Raw genomic sequence first — 19,252 nt, 5'->3', positions numbered from 1 at the left:
ATTCTTACAAACCAAAAAAAGTGAAAAAAATGTGCTCGAGAACATTTTAGATATCAACTATTTCATCTGAGATTTTTCTTTGATGGGTTTTGCGATTGAAACTGCTCTGATCGGATATTTTGTCTGCCCTTATAAAGTTAAGAAGATGTGGTTTTTTCTTTGCTGATTCTACTATTTGTATTTTAATTTCCTTTGTCATTTTTAAGATTTGGAGGGTTAAAAAAAGGATTATTTTAAAAAAAGCATAGGGATACAACCTAAATAGTGTGCACGAGCACATTATTTAGGTTGTATCTTGTTTTATTAAGATTTAATTTCTAGTTTCGTAATACTGAAGCGTATAAAGAATTGATTTACTGCAGAGAAATTTGGCGTAGTAACTATTGTTACAACCTAATAAGGTGTATGAAGTAAAGACAATCACCGTTTTAATATTAATCATTACGATTATTTAGATCTAGCTTCATTTCGGAATATAAATTTTATAATATCGAGGCTGCGGAAAATAATAATCGTGAATAGCACTATAGACACTAGCAAAACCATTAACTCAACCATTAAAGATGAAATCATTCAGCCTTAGCGCGTTTTTCGTACTCCTTTTTCAAGTCCTTCCCATTCAATATTGTGTTGCCAAAAGCAATCTCGTTGCTATTGAAAAAGACAGTATTCAGACTATAGAATCAAAAATACTTCGTGTGTTTCTGGATAAGTCGTTTCCCCGAATTAAGCAGTATAACTGGATTTCAGATGGAACTGTTTTTTATGGTCAGGAAGATAAATTATCACAAGTGAAGATTAATGGTAAACTTTATAGCCCTAAGATCACTTCTTCAATAGTAAAAAATGAGGCAAACTATATATTAGAGATCCCTGAAATCAGCGTAACGGTAAAAATTCAGATTAAAGTTGTAGCTAATATCGTCGAACTTAACGTTACCAAAATTGAAGAAAAGGGAACTTTCAAGTTGAGTAGTTTGGAGATACCGCAGCACAATTTACTCTCGGTAAGAAGTACCCAAAAAGGAGCTATTTTTTCTGGAGTAAAAATGTTTACGGCTGTTAAAGGAACTGGAGACGTATTTGTTCCCCTTACTGCGACCGTTGCAAAAGACAGCATTGCAAAAGGCTATCTTTATGGTATCGTTAATAATGAACAACTCGCCGCAAGTTTGTGGAGTAACTCGACAGGAGAAAAATCAGATGATGATCGAGTTTTAAAGCAAACCATCAAAAAAAAGGACTATTCTAGAACAGGAATATGGAACGGTTCTTGGATTTATCGTGCCAAAGGGATGACCGCTACAGATCCGCTTCCAGTTGTTAAAATTGTGATTACCGATGATACAAACAAAGACAGAAAAGTAGATTGGCAAGATGGCGCAATCGCTTTCAGAAGTATCATGAATAATCCCATGGGGAGTGATAAGATTCCCAATTTAGTGGTACAACGCATTCCAATGAACTTTGGGAGTCAGGCCACAAACCCATTTACAAAAACATTAGACGAGACGAAAAGAGTTTTCCTAAATACAGATGGCTTGGGGCAGTATGTTATTCTAAAAGGGTATGGTTCGGAGGGACATGATTCCAAACATCCTGACTATGGAGATATTGGGAAAAGGCAAGGTGGTGCCAAAGATATGGAGATGCTTTGTAAGCAAGCGATTCAGTACAATGCATTCATGGGAGTCCACATCAATGGTACAGAATCCTATCCGGAGGCCACGGCCTTTAATGATTCACTGGTCAACAAAACAAAAAAAGGCTGGGATTGGTTAGATCCTTCCTACTATATCAACAAACGTTACGACGCCACTTCCAACAATAGAATGGGTAGGCTTAAATCCTTAAAGGATCAGGTGCCTTCACTTGCTTTTATTTATTGTGATGTTTGGTATGACAAAGGGAGCTGGGACAGTAAAAAACTGGGACGTGAAATCCATTCCTTAGGTTTGACGCTGACTACAGAATTTCCTAACGATCATGAATATGATGCCATTTGGAATCATTGGGCTGTTGATTATGACTATGGGGGAAAAGACATCAAAGGATTCAATAGCCAAATTGTTCGGTTCATTCGTAATCATCAGAAAGATACCTGGATAGCCAGGCATCCATTACTTGGTGGTACTGAAATGAGAGATTTCGAAGGATGGCAAGGTAGAAATAATTTTGATGATTGTATTTCAATGACCTTCGCTACTAATCTTCCTACGAAATACTTGCAACATTTTCCTATCCTTACTTGGGAGGAAAATGGTATTACTTTAGAGAAAAATGTAACAGTAAGTATGGTTTCGGGAAAACGTATCCTGACAAAAGACGGTCGAACCGTTTTAAATGGGGATACTTATCTTTTGCCTTGGAATCCATTGACAGAAGAAAAATTGTATCATTGGAATACTGCAGGAGGAACAACAACTTGGGATTTACCGCAAAGTTGGAAAAACCTAAAAACAGTTGCTTTATACAAACTTACGGATCAAGGAAGGGAATTGGCACAACAAGTAGAGATTAAGAATGGTCAAATTATCCTGAATGCAGAACCAAGCATAGCTTATGTTGTGTACAAAAACAAAAATAGTTCAAATTCAGCCCTTAGTTGGGGAGAAGGAACTTTTATAAAAGATCCTGGATTTAATAGTGGTCATTTAAAGAACTGGACTGTTGAAGGATTAGGTGTTTCTGTAGTGCGTAGTAAAATTGGTCAATATGAACTTGAAATTAATGGTACCGCTCCAGTGACAGTAAGTCAAACACTTTCAGGATTAGCTGCAGGAACTTATTATGCATCGGTTTATGTAAATACAAATGGTAACCGAAGAGCTTATTTAGGAGTAAGAGACTATGGAGGACAAGAGGTAAGTAATTATGCTAACAGTTCTTTATGGAAGAATTATATTGCTGCAGATTCGAAACACGATACCAACTTACAACGCATGTATATTTACTTTAAAGTACCACAAGGTCAAACCACTGCAAAATTATTTTTGCATGCTGACGCAGGTTTAGAAACGGTAGTGTTTGATGATATTCGTGTAGTAGCTGTAAAACAGGAATCGAAGCCATCGAATATCTTTTTTAGTGAAAATTTCGAAAATATCCCTGACGGTTTATATCCATTTGTTAAAGGACCAGCTGGAGGCGTAAATGATCCAAGAGTCCACTTATCAGAATTGCATGCCCCTTATACTCAAAAAGGGTGGAACGAAAAGCCAATCGATGATGTAATAAATGGAAACTGGTCCTTAAAAGCGCACGGCGAAGAAGCAGGTTTGTTATTGCAAACTATTCCACAAACTATTCGATTCAAAGCGGGTAAAACCTACAAGGTGACCTTCAGCTATGAAACATCAGGAGCAGATTATGCTTTGGTAAGCGGAGATCAAACGAAAACAAATATGTCAATTGTGCTAAACACAGTAACTACGCCCACAACTGCTTCTTTTACTTTCTTAGCTTCTGATAGCGGAAATTCTTGGTTTGGAATCGAAAAAATTAATGGCAAGGAATCTGATTTTGTTTTGGATGATTTGGTCATTACAGAGCAGTAGAGAACAATGTCAGATAAAATTAACTGACTTTTAAAAAATCAGATAGAAGCTTTTTAGCATGACTATCTGATTTTTTTTTTACCATTTATTGAAATAAAATGGTGTTAAGTAGTATAGAAAAAGAGTAGAGGTGCAAGTGCGAGATATATGGGTTGGATCGGCTTCAAATAGGGAAATGAACCGATTAAGATCAGAGGTGAGAATCGTTGGTTGTTATAGTGAACTCAGTACTTTTCTGGATTGGAAACGGTTGTGCTGTTGTTCAGATCTTTAAGGTGGGTACAAAAAAAGCATGACCTTTAGATCATGCTTCATTTGGTTATTATAGTTTGGTTTTTGTATTTATTGAATGTCTTGAAATGTATTTCCTTGTTTGATATCCCCTGTACTGAATCCTTTTTTGAACCAATACATTCTTTGGGCTGAAGTTCCATGTGTAAAAGAATCCGGCACTACCTGACCTTGCATTTTAGATTGAATGGCATCGTCCCCAACGGCCTGAGCAGCGCTTAAGGCTTCGTCAATATCATCCACGTCTAAGTTTTTTTGATTGTAATGTGTCCAAACGCCCGCATAAAAATCGGCCTGTAATTCTAAGGCTACAGAGAGCTTGTTGGCTTGCGTTTCGCTTTTACCTTCCTGTGCCTGACGCATTTTAGCTGATGTTCCTAGTAAGGTTTGTACATGGTGCCCAATTTCATGCGCGATAACATACGCAATAGCAAAATCGCCACCCTGTGCACCAAATTTATTTTTTAGCTCTTCAAAGAAGCCTAAATCCATATATACTTTTTGATCGCCTGGACAATAAAAGGGTCCTGAGGCCGATGATGCTCCACCGCAAGCAGTTTGAACAGCTCCTCTAAAAAGCACCAATTTTGGATTTTTATAAGTCATTCCATTCTCCTCAAATATTTTGCTCCAGATGTCTTCATTGTCGGCCAAAATTACTTTGACGAATTGGCCCATTTCTTCATCTTCTTTACTTAACGGAGCTGCTGATTCGGTTTGTGTTTGTTGTCCGCCTTGCATTTGTTCCAAAACAGGTGTAATTAGTTGTGCATTTTCACCGCCAAAAACATTGACTAACAGAATAATGATACCAATAATACCACCTCCAACAGCTACTTTTCCGCCAGATATTGATCTTCTGTCTTCAACATTATCACTTTGTCTTCTGCCTTGCCATTTCATATTAGATTCTATTTAAGCTTGTTGCGTTTTAATTAATACGAATTTATATATTTTTTGGAAATAATTCGATAGTAAAATCGATTTACTTTTTATTTATTTTAACCATTTTGTTAAGGCCTCTTCTACAATTCCTTTCATGATCGGTTTAGAGATATAGTCGTCCATTCCTGCAGCGATACATTTATTACGTTCTTCTTTTTCAGCACCGGCAGTCACCGCGATTATAGGAATATTTTTGCCTTTAACCATGTTTCTAATGGCTCTTGTCGTTTCGTATCCATTCATAATTGGCATCTGAATATCCATAAAAATAAGATCTGGATTGATCTTTTCAAATTGTTTTACAGCCTCATAACCATTTTTACATTCATAAATAACGGCTTTACTGTACAGGTTTTGTATAATGGTTTTTAGCAGTAACATATTAACCTTGTTATCTTCTACGATTAAAAAGCTAATTTTTTTATGTAAAGTGTTGTTGTTTTTGTCGGATTCTAACTGGATAGTTTTGAATTCACTGTCGTAGCGGTCACTAATGCTCTGATCGCTAGTTTTTAAATTGAGGTCAAAATAAAAATTACTCCCCAAATTTATTTTGCTTTCGAGTTGCAAATGACTTTCCATTAAAGCTAATAGCTGATTTGAAATGGTAAGTCCTAAGCCAGTTCCGCCAAATTGTCTAGTGGTAGAGCTGTCTTCTTGAGAGAAGGCCGTAAAGATTTTCTCTTGGTTTTTATCCAAGATTCCAATTCCTGTATCCACTACAGAGAAGCGAATGTTACAGTAGTTCTCTTTGGTTTTTTCTAATAGCGAAACATTAAGTTTTATAGATCCTTTAGTGGTGAATTTTACGGCATTCGAGAGTAAATTGATTAAGATTTGCTTGAGACGCACTATGTCCGTCCAGATGTATTTGGGAACATCAGAGCCAATATTGAGTTCGAGTTGAAGATCTTTCTGATTGGATTCGTATACAATTAAGTCAAAAACTTGTCCAAGTACCTTTTTGACATCATATACATCAATAAACAATTCTAGTTTTCCAGCTTCAATTTTTGAAAAATCTAAAATATCATTTATAATTTCTAGTAGGGAATGTGCTGACTGATTTATAGTAGTCATGTACTTTTCTTGAATCTCTCCCAGTTCTGTTCTCATCAATAAATGAGTAAAACCGATAATACCATTTAGTGGCGTTCTAATTTCATGAGACATATTGGCTAAAAAATCGGATTTGGATTTATTCGCTGCTTCTGCTATTTGTTTGGCTTTTATGGCGTCTTCCGTTTCTTTTTTGTCGGTGATGTCAAAGTAAATACCTCCCACAAATTCAATTTCATCCCCTTTCTTAATGACATCCCCAAATTCTTCAATCCAAATGTATTCCCCATCTTTTTTCTGAATGCGATAAACATTATGCAAAGGGATACCATTTCTTAAATTGTGTATTTGCTTGGTGATGACCTCGTTTTTGTCGTCCGGATGGATAAGGGATAAGAACGATAAATTATGCTCTATAAATTCCGTTTTAGAGTAGCCTGTTAGATTTAAGATTTCATCATTTAAGAAAATTTTGGTGGAAAAAGCATCAAATTTAGACAGATAAACGGTGCCAGGTATGTTGTTGGCTATTAATTTGAATTTTTCTTCACTCTCAACGATTTTGGTCTGATTTCGATTTTTTTCTAAGGCCGAAGAAATATTGTTAGCCAATACTTGAAAGATGTAGATTTCTTCCTCAGAAAACTTTCTTTCGCGAGTACAATCATCAAAACCAATGAATCCAGAAAAAACATCATTGACATACAGGGGTAAAACCAAGATGGATTTGATTTGTCTTGCGATTAACGTTTTCTTTAAAAAAGTATCCTTAAGTTTTCGTGTAGGGGTGTTTAAGAGCTTTTTACTTTCTAACGCATCGTAAATCTCTTTTAAATCGTCTTTAGTTAACTGCCCTACAGTTGTTGTTTGTTCGTTTGACGCGTTTCTCGTCCATTTGTATTTTTGGGTAAGTGTATCGTCAATAAAGTCTTTTTCATAATAGTACATATGATCTACTTTGGCTGCTTTTCCAATTAAATCATAGGTTTCTTGAAACATTTCATGAGTGGTTTTACTCAGTAAGAATTTTTCGGTACAAAGAGCAAGTGCAGATAATAATTGGCTCTTAAACTCTAGTTTTCGTTCCGCTTGTAAACGCTTTTGAGAGGAGATAGCCAAGGAAATTATATCCGAAGTGGTTTTGGCATAATTAATATCTTCGTTGTCCCAAACTCTTTTTTGGTTGGTACTTTCAAAGCATACCACGCCAGCTAATTGTCCGTTGATAAAGATGGGAACATCTAGTATGGATTTGGTTCTGTTTTGGATAAAATAAAGGTCTTGGAATTCGGATGTTTCGAATTTATTAAAAACGTCAGGCGCGTTGATAATGGCCTTGTTTTGCAAGGTTTCAAAATATAGGGGAAACAATTCTTTTTTGAGCTTTTTTCTCTTTTCTAAAGAGCCGACAGCTGTGGAAAAGGAGTTCTTTTGACTAATGGAATCTTTGTTGTATTTCCAGAAGCTAACGCGGTTGGTTTTGCTAACAATTGCCGATTCTTTTATTATGTAGTCAATAACAGCATTTAAGCTATTGTATTTGCTAAAATCGGTTGTGGATAATTTTTTAGTAGAATTGTTGTAGGCTTCGATTTTTTCTTGACGCCTTTTTTCTTCCTGCTCTATATTTTTAATTTTAGTAATATCACGCGCAATTCCGGCATAACTTGTTATTTCGCCTATGTCATTTTTACGAATGATGATCTTTTGTGAGATCCATATTTCATCACCATTTTTCTTTAAAATTGGAATTTCAATGGTGGGAAAATTATCCTCGTTTCGCTCCAAATTTTCGTAGAAATCGACGGCTTTTTTTATATAATGAGGATGGATGAAAGATGCGTAATGCTGGCCAATAATTTCGCTTTCAGTAAAGCCTAAAGTGGAATAAGCAAATTCGTTTACAAAAGTAAAACAACCCTCTATGTCGATTTCAAAAATAATATCAGTGGCGGTTTGGATTAAGTTTTTGTATTGATCTTGAACAATAACCTGCTCGGTTACATCCTGTCCTATGCTAATAATGAGGTCTTCAGAGAATTTTTTATCTTTCCATTGGATGTATTTGTATTCTCCATTTTTACTTTTTAATTTGCGAATATAAAGTCTGTTTTCTTCGTTGTTCTCAGGCTGATCTTCTTCAATAAATTGAGTATTTTGAGTCAATTTCCAAAAGTTTAATCCCATGACCTCATCTGTGGAATACCCCAAAATACTGTTGATGGTTTCACTGCAAAACAAAATTTCTTTCTTTTTGTTAGTGGCAATGGTCAATGAATTTCCTTTGTGAACAATTTCGTTAGTGAATCTAAAATTGTCTTTGTTGTTTAGTAAAACGGCATACTTTACATGGTTGATGATAAAACCCAATATGCTAAAATTGAGCAATAAAACAGCTGATTTTATTGGGATTAAATGAAAAGCAATCGCGAAGATTAAAAAGGCAAAGGTAAGTCCAACAAAGAGCCAGTAAATTTTTATTGGCTTTAGAATGTTATACGAAAAATAAAAGGAGATTAAAAAAACGATAGTGGGGACAACATCATCTTGAAGGTTAATGATGTTGTAGGCAATATAGGAAATATAAACAAAGAAGCCCACAATGAAAATGGGCTGAATTTTGTCTCGCAGCACTTTAATTTTATCTGTGAGGAGGTAGATAAGCAGAACAGTAAAACCAATGGATAAGTTTAAAATCAGTAAACTTTCGGGTCGGACTTTGAAAATTTCATTAATGATCTCAATTACAATAACGGCGATACCAAAAAACAAAATGTACAATTGGTATTCTTTGTTTTCCGTTTCGTCTTCGAGTTTTTTTTCGATGAAATAGCCTATTTTGGTTTTGATTCTAAAGAATTGATAAACCATTAAGCCAAGAAACCCAAATAATAAAACACCTAAAAGGATGAATTTGGGGTCATTAAAAAAAATAATATGGAACTTATAAATGAAGCAATTTGCATTAATTGACCTGAGGATATTGCCTGAATTGGCAATTCCTGTAAGTAGAAAATTAAAAAAATGATAGTCTTGTGTCATACTTTTTTGGGTATGCTCGGTTTTGTACTTGTTTTTTTATTTTATTTCATAACTAGAGGTGGTTAAGCTCATTTTTTAGGTTAGATTTTTTTTTTAGTTATTGATTATCCGATTGACCGATAGTATCGATAGGATCCTCATTGTCCATGTTTAAGATGGAGTGGTACATAGCATAAGACATAGAGTAGCTAAAAGGAATTGTAAAAAGGATTCCAACACAACATCCTAACAAGCCTATCACTAAGGCGATGAAAATGGAAAGCATTAGTCCTAATAGCACTATAGGTTGTTTGATAATAATGATGAAGCTAGATCGTATAGCATCTATTGCTTTTAAATCCCCAAAAACAATAAGTGGGAGCATTAAAAAAGTAAAGTAGGATATGGCCAGTGAGACTATTAAACCTAAATTATTAAGCTTTTGAATTTCTAGAAAAGTAGTGATGATTACACTAAATAGCGAAACAATTACGGTAGCAAGGAAAATTTGTAAAAAATGGTGGCTTTTATAATAGGTAAAAATAGTAGAAACGTTGAATTCTTGGTCTTTTTCTGCACAATCAGCCATTTTTAAAAAACCGGCACCAAATGGAGCAAAAAGTCCTGAAAAAAGGACGACTCCAACAATGTAATAAATCAAATGAAGAGGCGCTAAGTTTTGGGGTTGTATATTAAAAAGGACGCCATTGGTAATTTTTTCGATACCAAAGAAAGCGATTAAAAAACTGTAGATCGTCACACCAAAGAGAACGGAAAAGACTAAAAGTATTAATCCAGCATATAGGGCAATTTTTTTATAGTTTTCGAAAGCGTGATTAAAAACGGTTGAAAAATCTAAGGTATAACCATGATTTTGAATGTCTTTGATTTGGTCAAGTGTCGATTTCATTTTTTTTAAGTAGAGTTGTTTTATTGGTTTAGTTTATGAAGTTTAATGGAATGTAAATATAATATTTTTAATCAATTCCTTTGGAGAATCGACAAAACATTAGTAGTCTAGTTTTGATTTTTTACATCCAGTCTAATAGTCGTTTAAGAGCGCTTAATTTATCTTTATAGGGAGCATATCGCATCGGTAAATCAAGCCAGGTACCTTTTCGGACTACTGCTTTTTGATGTGAAAAAATATCAAAACTCAACTGACCATGGTAGGCACCCATTCCGCTATGGCCAACGCCTCCAAAAGGGAGTCTTTTATTAGAAAAGTGAACAACGGTATCGTTGATGCAGCCACCTCCAAAAGAGCAAGTATCGATTAATTTTCGAGCAAATACTTTATGGTCGCTAAAGATATAGAAGGCCAAGGGTTTCTCGTAACGATTAAGAATAGTGTAAATGTCTTGTTCTTTTTCGTATGTAAGAATAGGTAAAAGAGGACCAAATATTTCCTCTTTCATGATCAAACTGTCCAAACTTGGTTCGTCTATTAGTGTGGGTGAAATATAATTTTTGTTGGCATCGGTTTCACCTCCGAATATTATTTTCTCAGGTTCGAGCATGCTGACCAATCTCAACCAATTTTTGGTATTGATAATGCGCGCGAAGTCTTGTGATTTCTCCATTTTTTTTCCATAAGCTTTCGTGATTTCCTCGATCATAAAAGTGATGAAATTGACCTTCATGTTTTTTTGAATCAAAATATAATCAGGTGCAATACAGGTTTGGCCAGCATTGATAAATTTTCCCCAAACAATGCGTTTGGCTGCTAATCTCAAATTAGCGGTTTCATCTATAATACACGGATTTTTTCCGCCTAATTCTAAAGTAATTGGTGTTAGGTGTTCAGCGGCAGCTTTGGCAATAATTTTACCAACAGAGACACTTCCAGTAAAGAAAATATAATCCCAACGCTGAGCCAATAATTTATTCGAAACTTCAATACCGCCTTGAATGACTTCCACATGATTGATATGAAAAGTTTTTTCGATGATTTTGGCGATGATAGCCGCGGTATGAGGAGTGAGTTCAGAGGGTTTTAAAATAACTTGGTTTCCAGCTGCTACAGCGGAAATTAATGGGCATAAGGCCAATTGGAAAGGATAATTCCATGGAGCGATGACCAATACTTTTCCGTAGGGTTCTTTGTAAATGTAGTCTGTAGAAGGGAAGTTAAGGATGGATGGAAAAACTCGTTTGGGTTTGGACCAATTCCGAATGTTTTTAATGGTATCTTTTAGTTCAGATATTACGTAATTGGTTTCTGTTAAAACAGCTTCAAATTCAGGTTTTTTAAAATCGTCGTATAAAGCTTTTACAATTAAATCTTCATTTTTTTGTATGTTATACAACAATTTTTTTAAGGTTTGTTTTCTGTATTCGATGTCATTTTTGTAGTTCATAATATCCTTAACTAGTTTTCAATACGCAAGTTAATTGATAAAATTTAAAATCTAAACAATTATGTCATAAAATCACAAGGCATTCCAAATGGTATCATCAGGGGTAGGAGCGACAATGGTGATGTTTTCTTTAGAAACAGGATGTATAAAAACAAGTTTTCTAGCGTGCAGATGGATTCCACCATCAGGATTACTTCTGTCAAAACCATATTTTAAGTCGCCTTTGATAGGAGATCCAATAGCGGATAATTGAGCTCTAATTTGATGATGACGACCTGTATGTAAATTGATTTCTAGAGCCACATAATTTTGAAGTTCTTTAAAAATAGTATAATCTAGACTAGCCAGTTTACTATCAGGGACTTCTTTGATATGGGCTTTTGAAGTGTTGTTCTTTTCGTTTCTTTTGAGATAGTGAACCAATTTGGCAGTTGTTTCCAAAGGTTTGTTTTTGACAACTGCCCAATAGGTTTTTTGAGTTTCACGATTGCTGAACATTTCATTCATACGTGATAGTGCTTTGCTTGTTCGAGCAAAAACAACAATTCCAGTAGTGGGTCTGTCTAAGCGGTGAATTACGCCAAGAAAAACTTCGCCAGGTTTATTGTATTTGTCTTTGATGTATTCTTTTACAACTTCAGACAAAGGTTTGTCACCGGTTTTGTCGCCTTGTACAATATCGCCTACGCGTTTATTGACCACTATGATGTGGTTGTCTTCGTGTAGAATTTGGAGATTGCTCTTGTTGGAAATAATCTTATTGGACAAGGTGATTTTTTTAAGTGATTATAAAGGAAATGTTAATACTGCTCGTTAATGTTTGGGAAATCGCTAGATTTTACATCCGCAACATACTGACCAATGGCTGATGTCATTTCTTGGTATAAATTTAAGTAACGACGTAAAAAACGTGGACTAAATTCATTGTTCATTCCTAACATATCATGAATAACTAAAACTTGACCGTCCACATTCCCGCCAGCTCCGATTCCAATGACTGGGATTGAAATACTTTTGGCTACTTTTTCGGCTAAATGCGCTGGGATTTTTTCCAAGACGATACCAAAACAACCAATTTTTTCTAGCATTTTCGCATCTTCCATTAGCTTTTCAGCTTCTTCCTCTTCTTTAGCACGAACAGTGTAAGTACCAAATTTGTATATGGATTGTGGTGTTAAACCCAAGTGACCCATTACAGGAATACCAGCATTTAATATTTTTTTGATTGATTCTTTGATTTCTTTTCCTCCTTCAAGTTTCACAGCGTGTCCGCCACTTTCTTTCATGATTCTAATAGCAGAACGCAAAGCTTCTTTTGGATCAGATTGGTAACTTCCAAAAGGTAGATCGACCACAACCAAAGCTCTTTCAATAGCACGCACTACAGAAGAAGCGTGGTAAATCATTTGATCTAAGGTAATTGGTAATGTCGTTTCGTGACCCGCCATAACGTTCGATGCTGAATCGCCCACCAAAATCACATCGATTCCAGCTGTATCCACAATTTTAGCCATGGTATAATCGTAAGCGGTTAACATAGAGATTTTTTCTCCATGGCTCTTCATTTCGATTAAGGACTTTGTAGTGATTCTTTTGTAATCTTTTTTTGCTACTGACATTTTAGTTTTTTTTGAGGGTGTAAAAGTAGAGAATAAAAATAAATTGAAATCAGCAATAAAAGAATATTTCTATGGTAAATAATTTACCCTCTTTAAAATATAGTCTAAGTTCGCTGTCTTCCAGTTGAATAGTGTATAAATGTGGTGATTTTATTGAGGCTCCGATATAAGTGCCATATTTTTCAATAAATGTTTTTTCTGATAAGGAATAATCTAACGAGTTGGTGCTGTTTAAAACCAGTTTATTGTACTTGTTGATGAAAACTTTGGTAAGTTCTGCCTTATTTTGTGATTCGTCCACCGAAAATTCGAAATCAGGATAATAATAAAAAAGCTCACTAAGGAATACTCCACATTCATTACCTATAATGGCTTTTTTAGGTGGTTTACCGAATGTTTTTATCAAATCTTGTTGGGATAGATACCAAGATTTTGTTTTTAATCCTTTTAAGATAAATTCTGCTTTTTTGGCAAAAGCCACGATTTCTTCTGGTTTTTTAGTTTTTAGCAGGCCTTTGGTTATGGCTATGTTGAGCTCGGTATCTGCCAGTAATTTAGGGTCGTTCAATTGCTTAACGATCTCGTAGTACCTTTGGTAGGCCGGAGCAAATGTAGTAGTCTCACTATTCCAAGCTAAGGCAACAATCCTTTCGGCCATGGTTTTGCGTTGTGCAATATCAGCAGGATCTAGTTGGTCAAAATGCTGCAATAGGCTGTTAAAATCAGGCCTTTTTCCAATGAGTTTTCTTAGGGTAAATAGGGCGTATTGATCGTCAAACTGACCGCTTATGTTGACCCAATCTTCTTGGTTTTTGGGAAGATAATTAACCGCAACAGGATCGCCAGTGTTTAATATTTCTCGGATTTTGGCATTTTTATCTGGCTGGGCTCTGGCTTTTAAACCTGCCACCAAAACAAAAAGATGATTACCACCATAATATTGATCTGTACCTTCTAAAATCGGATTTTCTTTATCTCTAGTTTTGACATCTTTGGCATTTAGTGACTTGGCTATAAAGTTCTCAGGAACATAACCCTCTGATAGATTATCCGATTTGACCTTGTACCAACCATTTTCATTGTTGGAAAGTAGTTGTACCTCGGCACCATATTTAAAGTAACCCAAAAAATCGGAAGTTGTGTTTTTTGAGGTGTACAATCGGGTATCGGAGTTTAGGAAATAACGTTGCTGAGCCTGTATTAAAAGAGGACTCAACAATAGGGTTATAAAGAAGTAGTATTTTTTCATGAAGTCATTTTTTAATGGACTTTTTGGCCAGTGATTTAAAATACTAAAAACCGACTTTTGATCGGTTTTTAGTATTATTTCAAGGATGAATATTGTTGTAGCTGTAGTGAATAAGGTGGTTCAATTTTTAACAATCGGCCATATTTACAGCAATAGCTAAACCACCTTCAGAGGTTTCTTTGTATTTAGAGTTCATGTCTTTTGCGGTTTGCCACATCGTATTGATTACTTTATCTAAAGGAACTTTGGCATTTTTAGCATCGGTTTCCAATGCTAATTCTGCTGCATTTATCGCTTTTATGGCTCCCATGGTATTTCTTTCGATACAAGGTATTTGAACCAAACCGCCAATTGGATCACAAGTTAAGCCCAAATGGTGTTCCATAGCAATTTCGGCAGCCACTAAAACTTGAGCAGGTGTGCCTCCCATTAGTTCACAAAGTGCTGCAGCAGCCATAGAAGATGAAACGCCTATCTCGGCTTGACAGCCACCCATTGCAGCTGAAATAGTAGCTCCTTTTTTGAATATACTACCAATTTCGCCTGCTACCATCAGAAATTGTTTGATTTCTTTTTCGCCCGCATTGTGATTTTCAATGACTAAATAATACATCAATACAGCTGGAATTACACCAGCACTTCCATTAGTAGGCGCAGTAACAACACGGCCTAAAGAAGCATTTACTTCATTTACAGCCAGTGCAAAACAGCTTACCCATTTAAGTATCTGACGAAATTTGACTTCTGTTTTTCTAATTTCTTCTAACCAGCTTTGAGGATCGGAATAGTTGGACAATCCGATTAAGTTTTGGTGCATATCAAAGGCTCTTCTGCGGACGTTTAGTCCCCCCGGAAGAATACCCTCCGAATGACAACCTATGTACATACACTCTAGCATAGTTTTCCAAATGCGTATTAATTCAAAGTCGATTTCCGCCTCAGTACGCATTGATTTTTCGTTTTCATAGACAATTTCCGAAATAGATTTGTTTTCTGAAATCGTATAATTTAAAAGTTCAACCGCATTTTGGATCGGGAAGGGGAAAGCGCATTTTATAGCCTCATTAATTTTGGCATTCGTACGTTCTTCTTTGACCACAAACCCTCCACCAATGGAATAAAAAGTGGATTCGTATACGGAATCATCTTTTTTATAAGCCGTGAATTTTAAACCGTTAGCATGAAAGGGTAAAAATTCTTTATTGAAAACAATGTCTTGAAGAAAGAAAAAAGGAATCGTGATTTGGTTGCCCAAAACAATTTCATTTTTAGTTTCTATGGTTTTGATAATTGCAGGGATATTTTCAACTGGAATATATTCGGGATCTTGCCCGCTTAATCCTAGCATTACAGATAAGTCAGTGGCGTGACCTTTACCCGTTAAGGAAAGGGAGCCGTATAGGTCGACTTTTACACGTTCGACTTGGTCTAATATTGATTCGTTTTTTAACTCTTCTAAAAAACGTTCTGCGGCTCTCCAAGGACCTAAAGTGTGCGAACTTGAGGGACCAACACCAATTTTAAGCATGTCAAATACAGAGATACATTCTTCCATTGTTCAATTTTTATTAAGACAAAGATAATTCAATAATGCAAAGATGTTTAATTTTTGATTATTAAAGTTGCGTATTTGTTAAAAATAATATTAAATTTTAGTAATTTGATAATGAAATAAATTTAATTGCGTAATATCGAGTTTTCAATAAAAGTTCGTAATTTTTTTAGGTATTTTTGTATAAAACCAAGGACTAAAAGAAACCGATTGTTGTTTTTTAAACAAATCGAAGTAAATTCGAACTTTAGATATTCCATTTTAATTCATAAAATGTCTTTTGCGAATATCGATAAACCACAACGAGGATAAAACTATAATATGATAGAATTTTTCAAGCATTTTATACAAGAATTTGAACTACCACTAAGTAACCCTGTATTGATTTTTTCGTTGATACTTTTCATTATTTTGTTGTCGCCAATTTTACTTAAAAAGATTAATATACCAGGGATTATTGGACTAATTATTTCGGGAGTAATTATTGGACCTCACGGTTTAAATATTTTGGCCAAAAACTCAGCAGTGGATTTATTCTCTACTATTGGGTTACTTTATATCATGTTTATTGCTGGTTTAGAACTTGATATGAATGAGTTTAAAGCCAATCGAAATAAGAGTTTGTTATTTGGTTTTTTTACCTTTATCCTGCCATTATCGATCGGTTTTCCAGTTTGCTTTTATTTACTACAATACGATTTTAATGCCAGTTTTTTAACTGCTAGTATGTTTGCTACCCATACTTTGGTGGCATACCCGATTGTGAGTAAATTAGGTATTGCCAAAAATCAAGCCGTGGCCATTACCGTTGGTGGAACTATTTTGACTGATACTGCCGTTTTGATTATTTTGGCGGTCATAATTGGAAGTAGCCAAGGGAGTTTGAATCAGGCATTTTGGATCAAATTAGGTGTTTCATTGGCCATTTTTTCTGCCATTATGTTTTTAGTGATTCCTAAAATTGCCAAGTGGTTTTTTAAGAAATTAGAAAGTGAAAAACACGCCCATTATATCTTTGTACTTTCGGTCGTTTTCTTTGCCGCATTTTTAGCTGAAGTGGCAGGTGTAGAGCCTATCATTGGAGCATTCGTTGCTGGATTAGCCTTAAACCCTTTAATTCCACATTCCTCTGCACTGATGAATAGAATTGAGTTTATTGGGAATTCATTGTTTATTCCTTTTTTCTTGATTTCCGTTGGAATGTTAGTGGATATCAGTGTGATTTTAAGTGGACCAACTGCTTTGATAGTAGCAGGAACATTAAGTGCAGTTGCTCTTTTTGGAAAATGGATTGCCGCCTTTTTTACCCAGATCGTTTTTAAATATACTAAAACAGAAAGACAGCTTATTTTCGGGCTAAGTAGTGCCCACGCGGCGGCTACATTGGCTGTTATTTTGGTAGGGTTTAAAGCTAATATTTTAGATGAAAACATCTTAAATGGAACGATTATCTTAATTTTAATAACTTGTATCGTGGCTTCTTTTGCCACAGAGAAAGCAGCCAAGAAAATTGCGATATGTGAAGAAGAAGTCTCACCTGAGGATGCCAATAGCGACCAAATTTTAGATGAACATATTTTAATTCCATTAGCTAAAACGTCGGCAACGGCCAGTTTATTAGATTTCGCTCTTTTGATAAAGAATAAAAAATCAGCTAATCCGGTAACCTTATTAACGATAGTTCCTAATAATGATCAGGCAGAGATTAATATTCTAAAGTACCGAAAAGCGGTCGATAAATTTGTGATCCAAGGTTCGGCCTCTGAGGTGAAAATCAATACCATTGCCAGAATTGATCATAATCCTGCTAGTGGAATTGCTAGGACTTCTAAAGAAATTATGTCGGATATTGTCATTATAGGCTGGCCGCGTAAAACAGGTTTTCTAGATAAGATTTTTGGTGAAAATGTCGATTCGATTATTAATAATGTCGACAAGAGTTTGTTTATCTGTAGATTTCAAAAAACATTTATTGAGGAAAAAAGATTGGTCTTTATTTGCCCTCCTTTTTCTGAAAGAGGAATGGGTTTCCATTTATTGATGCAGAAAATCTCTCGATTATCGCAAGAATTAAGTGTTCCTATAGTAATTTTTTCAGAGTATAAAACGCATCAAGCCATTCAGCAAATTGCCAATAATTTAAAGTTAAATGCCAAGTTGGGTTTTAAAAGTATACTGGATTGGGATGATTTTGAAGCCATTTCAGATGAAATTAAATTGACCGATTTGATTGTTTTTAATTTATCGAGAAAAGGTTCGGTTTCTTACCAGTCCATTTATGATAAACTGCCTCAGAAATTTGAGAAATTATTCAGTGATAACAATTTGATTTTGGTGTATCCTCAGGACGATCGAAAAGAAAGTGCGATGGATGCATATGAAGATTTTTCGGCGACCCCGCTTACAAAAGGTATAGAGGCTATTGAACAAATTGGTAGAGGTTTGGGAAGTATTTTGAAAAAAGGTTAATCTTTTTAAATACAACCAAGGCTGTCTGTTGCACTACGGTATTTTTATGGATTTAAAAACGAAGAGGCATGCATCACAAAGCTAAATCAATTCGACCTTTTATAGGAGCTAAAAATTTTGAAGTATCCAGACGTTTTTATAAAGACTTAGGATTCGAAGAGTTTGTTATTGATCCAAAGTTTTCTGTTTTTAAAACAGGGGATTTGGCCTTTTACTTACAGGACTATTACGATAAAAGTTGGATTGAAAATACCATGATTTTCTTAGAAGTTGATGATGTTGCGTATTATTATAATGAACTTTTGGCTCTGAAGCTGACAGAGAAGTATGGCGTGAAATTAACTCCAATACGTCATCTAGATTGGGGAAGCGAGTGTTTTCTGCACGATCCCTCTGGAGTTTTGTGGCATTTTGGGAAGTTTAATGGGTAATGGAATTCAGGACCTTTTTCGTGTTGGAAAATCGCTCAAATGTATCGTCTTGCTTTTCCTTTGATACCAATCATTGTAAACTAGTTCTATATTTTCAACACTAAAGCTGCCAAAATCATAAGTTCGAAATTTCTCAATCACCTGCATGAACGCGGTCGGGTTTTGTAGTTTTTCCTGAAATCGCACTACAGTGGAATGAGCGGTAGATATGGCGTAACGGCTATCGATACTTTGTTCTAAAGTTGATTTTTTAAATCGTTCACGTAATTTATCGCGTAAATCATTCAACGTTTCATCCGTTGGGAAACCTTGGATCATGATGGCAGAATCAGAGGCAGTAACGCCTTTGCAATCGATTTTAATTTTACCTAAATCTTCTAAGCTTTTTTGAATAATTTCGATATAGTCTTGCACGTTGATTTTATCCAAAGTAAACCCCTTATAACAGGATATAATCGACATTAGGGTAATGTGAATGTCAGTTTCACAATAGTAATATTGTACAGGATCTACAGTTTTTAGTTCTTCTAAAAATAATTGTATATTGGTTTTTATTTTTTTACTTGGGCGTAGGAGTAAGGTAATTCCAAATCGCGAATCATCTTCGTTCTTTAGTTGAGGGTCTAATGTGTAATGCCCTGCTAAAATAGTTTTAGCAGATTTTGTATAAAGGTGATGGTAGTGCTCTTGTAAATTCAT

13 protein-coding genes are annotated in these 19,252 nt (G+C 35.2%); 3 read left to right on the top strand and 10 right to left on the bottom strand.

What is annotated here, in order from left to right; genetic code table 11:
• Positions 1-310: 310 nt before the first annotated feature.
• The gene (locus AC51AA_RS07805; RefSeq protein ID WP_500705403.1) at positions 311-442 is read right to left on the bottom strand and encodes a hypothetical protein; all 132 of its coding nucleotides are present in this window, start codon (positions 440-442) and stop codon (positions 311-313) included.
• A 121-nt stretch (positions 443-563) separates the two neighbouring features.
• Here AC51AA_RS07805 and AC51AA_RS07800 point away from each other — a divergent pair, with 121 nt between their 5' ends.
• Entirely contained in the window at positions 564-3,557 is a 2,994-nt protein-coding gene (locus AC51AA_RS07800; RefSeq protein WP_500705402.1) for an endo-alpha-N-acetylgalactosaminidase family protein, read from the top strand.
• Between the two features lie 342 nt (positions 3,558-3,899).
• Here AC51AA_RS07800 and ypfJ read toward each other — a convergent pair whose 3' ends face one another.
• The 8 genes from ypfJ to AC51AA_RS07760 form a co-directional block, all read right to left on the bottom strand.
• The gene (gene ypfJ, locus AC51AA_RS07795; RefSeq protein ID WP_500705401.1) at positions 3,900-4,751 is read right to left on the bottom strand and encodes a KPN_02809 family neutral zinc metallopeptidase; all 852 of its coding nucleotides are present in this window, start codon (positions 4,749-4,751) and stop codon (positions 3,900-3,902) included.
• A gap of 93 nt (positions 4,752-4,844) precedes the next feature.
• Positions 4,845-8,894: a PAS domain S-box protein gene (locus AC51AA_RS07790; RefSeq protein ID WP_500705400.1), complete on the bottom strand. Its 4,050-nt coding sequence runs from the start codon at positions 8,892-8,894 to the stop codon at positions 4,845-4,847.
• 97 nt (positions 8,895-8,991) lie between these two features.
• The gene (locus AC51AA_RS07785; protein ID WP_500705399.1) at positions 8,992-9,783 is read right to left on the bottom strand and encodes a hypothetical protein; all 792 of its coding nucleotides are present in this window, start codon (positions 9,781-9,783) and stop codon (positions 8,992-8,994) included.
• Between the two features lie 121 nt (positions 9,784-9,904).
• On the bottom strand, positions 9,905-11,233 hold the full coding sequence (locus AC51AA_RS07780; RefSeq protein WP_500705398.1) for an aldehyde dehydrogenase: 1,329 nt from the start codon (positions 11,231-11,233) through the stop codon (positions 9,905-9,907).
• A 72-nt stretch (positions 11,234-11,305) separates the two neighbouring features.
• Entirely contained in the window at positions 11,306-12,001 is a 696-nt protein-coding gene (locus AC51AA_RS07775; RefSeq protein WP_500705397.1) for an RluA family pseudouridine synthase, read from the bottom strand.
• 32 nt (positions 12,002-12,033) lie between these two features.
• Positions 12,034-12,852, bottom strand: coding sequence for a 3-methyl-2-oxobutanoate hydroxymethyltransferase (gene panB / locus AC51AA_RS07770; RefSeq protein ID WP_500705395.1), 819 nt, complete (start codon positions 12,850-12,852; stop codon positions 12,034-12,036).
• 49 nt (positions 12,853-12,901) lie between these two features.
• Complete coding sequence (locus AC51AA_RS07765) at positions 12,902-14,101, bottom strand: SH3 domain-containing protein (protein ID WP_500705393.1); 1,200 nt, start codon at positions 14,099-14,101, stop codon at positions 12,902-12,904.
• Positions 14,102-14,228: 127 nt separating this feature from the next.
• Positions 14,229-15,656, bottom strand: coding sequence for an L-serine ammonia-lyase (locus tag AC51AA_RS07760; protein ID WP_500705391.1), 1,428 nt, complete (start codon positions 15,654-15,656; stop codon positions 14,229-14,231).
• A 318-nt stretch (positions 15,657-15,974) separates the two neighbouring features.
• Here AC51AA_RS07760 and AC51AA_RS07755 point away from each other — a divergent pair, with 318 nt between their 5' ends.
• Both AC51AA_RS07755 and AC51AA_RS07750 read left to right on the top strand, forming a co-directional pair.
• Entirely contained in the window at positions 15,975-18,122 is a 2,148-nt protein-coding gene (locus AC51AA_RS07755; RefSeq protein WP_500705389.1) for a cation:proton antiporter, read from the top strand.
• A 68-nt stretch (positions 18,123-18,190) separates the two neighbouring features.
• Positions 18,191-18,553 (top strand): VOC family protein, encoded by a 363-nt coding sequence (locus AC51AA_RS07750; protein WP_500705387.1) that lies wholly within the window; start codon positions 18,191-18,193, stop codon positions 18,551-18,553.
• A 6-nt stretch (positions 18,554-18,559) separates the two neighbouring features.
• Here AC51AA_RS07750 and AC51AA_RS07745 read toward each other — a convergent pair whose 3' ends face one another.
• Entirely contained in the window at positions 18,560-19,252 is a 693-nt protein-coding gene (locus tag AC51AA_RS07745; protein WP_500705385.1) for a 2'-5' RNA ligase family protein, read from the bottom strand.

This window comes from Flavobacterium sp. OHVDL-2026-0007, from assembly GCF_059882335.1.
Note: the sequence above shows the minus strand (reverse complement) of the source record. Positions and strands in the feature narration are given on the sequence as shown.

Bases quoted from the DNA above. Each gene is read 5' to 3' on its own strand.
- AC51AA_RS07805 (WP_500705403.1), bottom strand. From the start codon at position 442: ATGATTAATATTAAAACGGTGATTGTCTTTACTTCATACACCTTATTA.
- AC51AA_RS07800 (WP_500705402.1), top strand. From the start codon at position 564: ATGAAATCATTCAGCCTTAGCGCGTTTTTCGTACTCCTTTTTCAAGTC.
- ypfJ (WP_500705401.1), bottom strand. From the start codon at position 4,751: ATGAAATGGCAAGGCAGAAGACAAAGTGATAATGTTGAAGACAGAAGA.
- AC51AA_RS07790 (WP_500705400.1), bottom strand. From the start codon at position 8,894: ATGACACAAGACTATCATTTTTTTAATTTTCTACTTACAGGAATTGCC.
- AC51AA_RS07785 (WP_500705399.1), bottom strand. From the start codon at position 9,783: ATGAAATCGACACTTGACCAAATCAAAGACATTCAAAATCATGGTTAT.
- AC51AA_RS07780 (WP_500705398.1), bottom strand. From the start codon at position 11,233: ATGAACTACAAAAATGACATCGAATACAGAAAACAAACCTTAAAAAAA.
- panB (WP_500705395.1), bottom strand. From the start codon at position 12,852: ATGTCAGTAGCAAAAAAAGATTACAAAAGAATCACTACAAAGTCCTTA.
- AC51AA_RS07765 (WP_500705393.1), bottom strand. From the start codon at position 14,101: ATGAAAAAATACTACTTCTTTATAACCCTATTGTTGAGTCCTCTTTTA.
- AC51AA_RS07760 (WP_500705391.1), bottom strand. From the start codon at position 15,656: ATGGAAGAATGTATCTCTGTATTTGACATGCTTAAAATTGGTGTTGGT.
- AC51AA_RS07755 (WP_500705389.1), top strand. From the start codon at position 15,975: ATGATAGAATTTTTCAAGCATTTTATACAAGAATTTGAACTACCACTA.
- AC51AA_RS07750 (WP_500705387.1), top strand. From the start codon at position 18,191: ATGCATCACAAAGCTAAATCAATTCGACCTTTTATAGGAGCTAAAAAT.
- AC51AA_RS07745 (WP_500705385.1), bottom strand. From the start codon at position 19,252: ATGAATTTACAAGAGCACTACCATCACCTTTATACAAAATCTGCTAAA.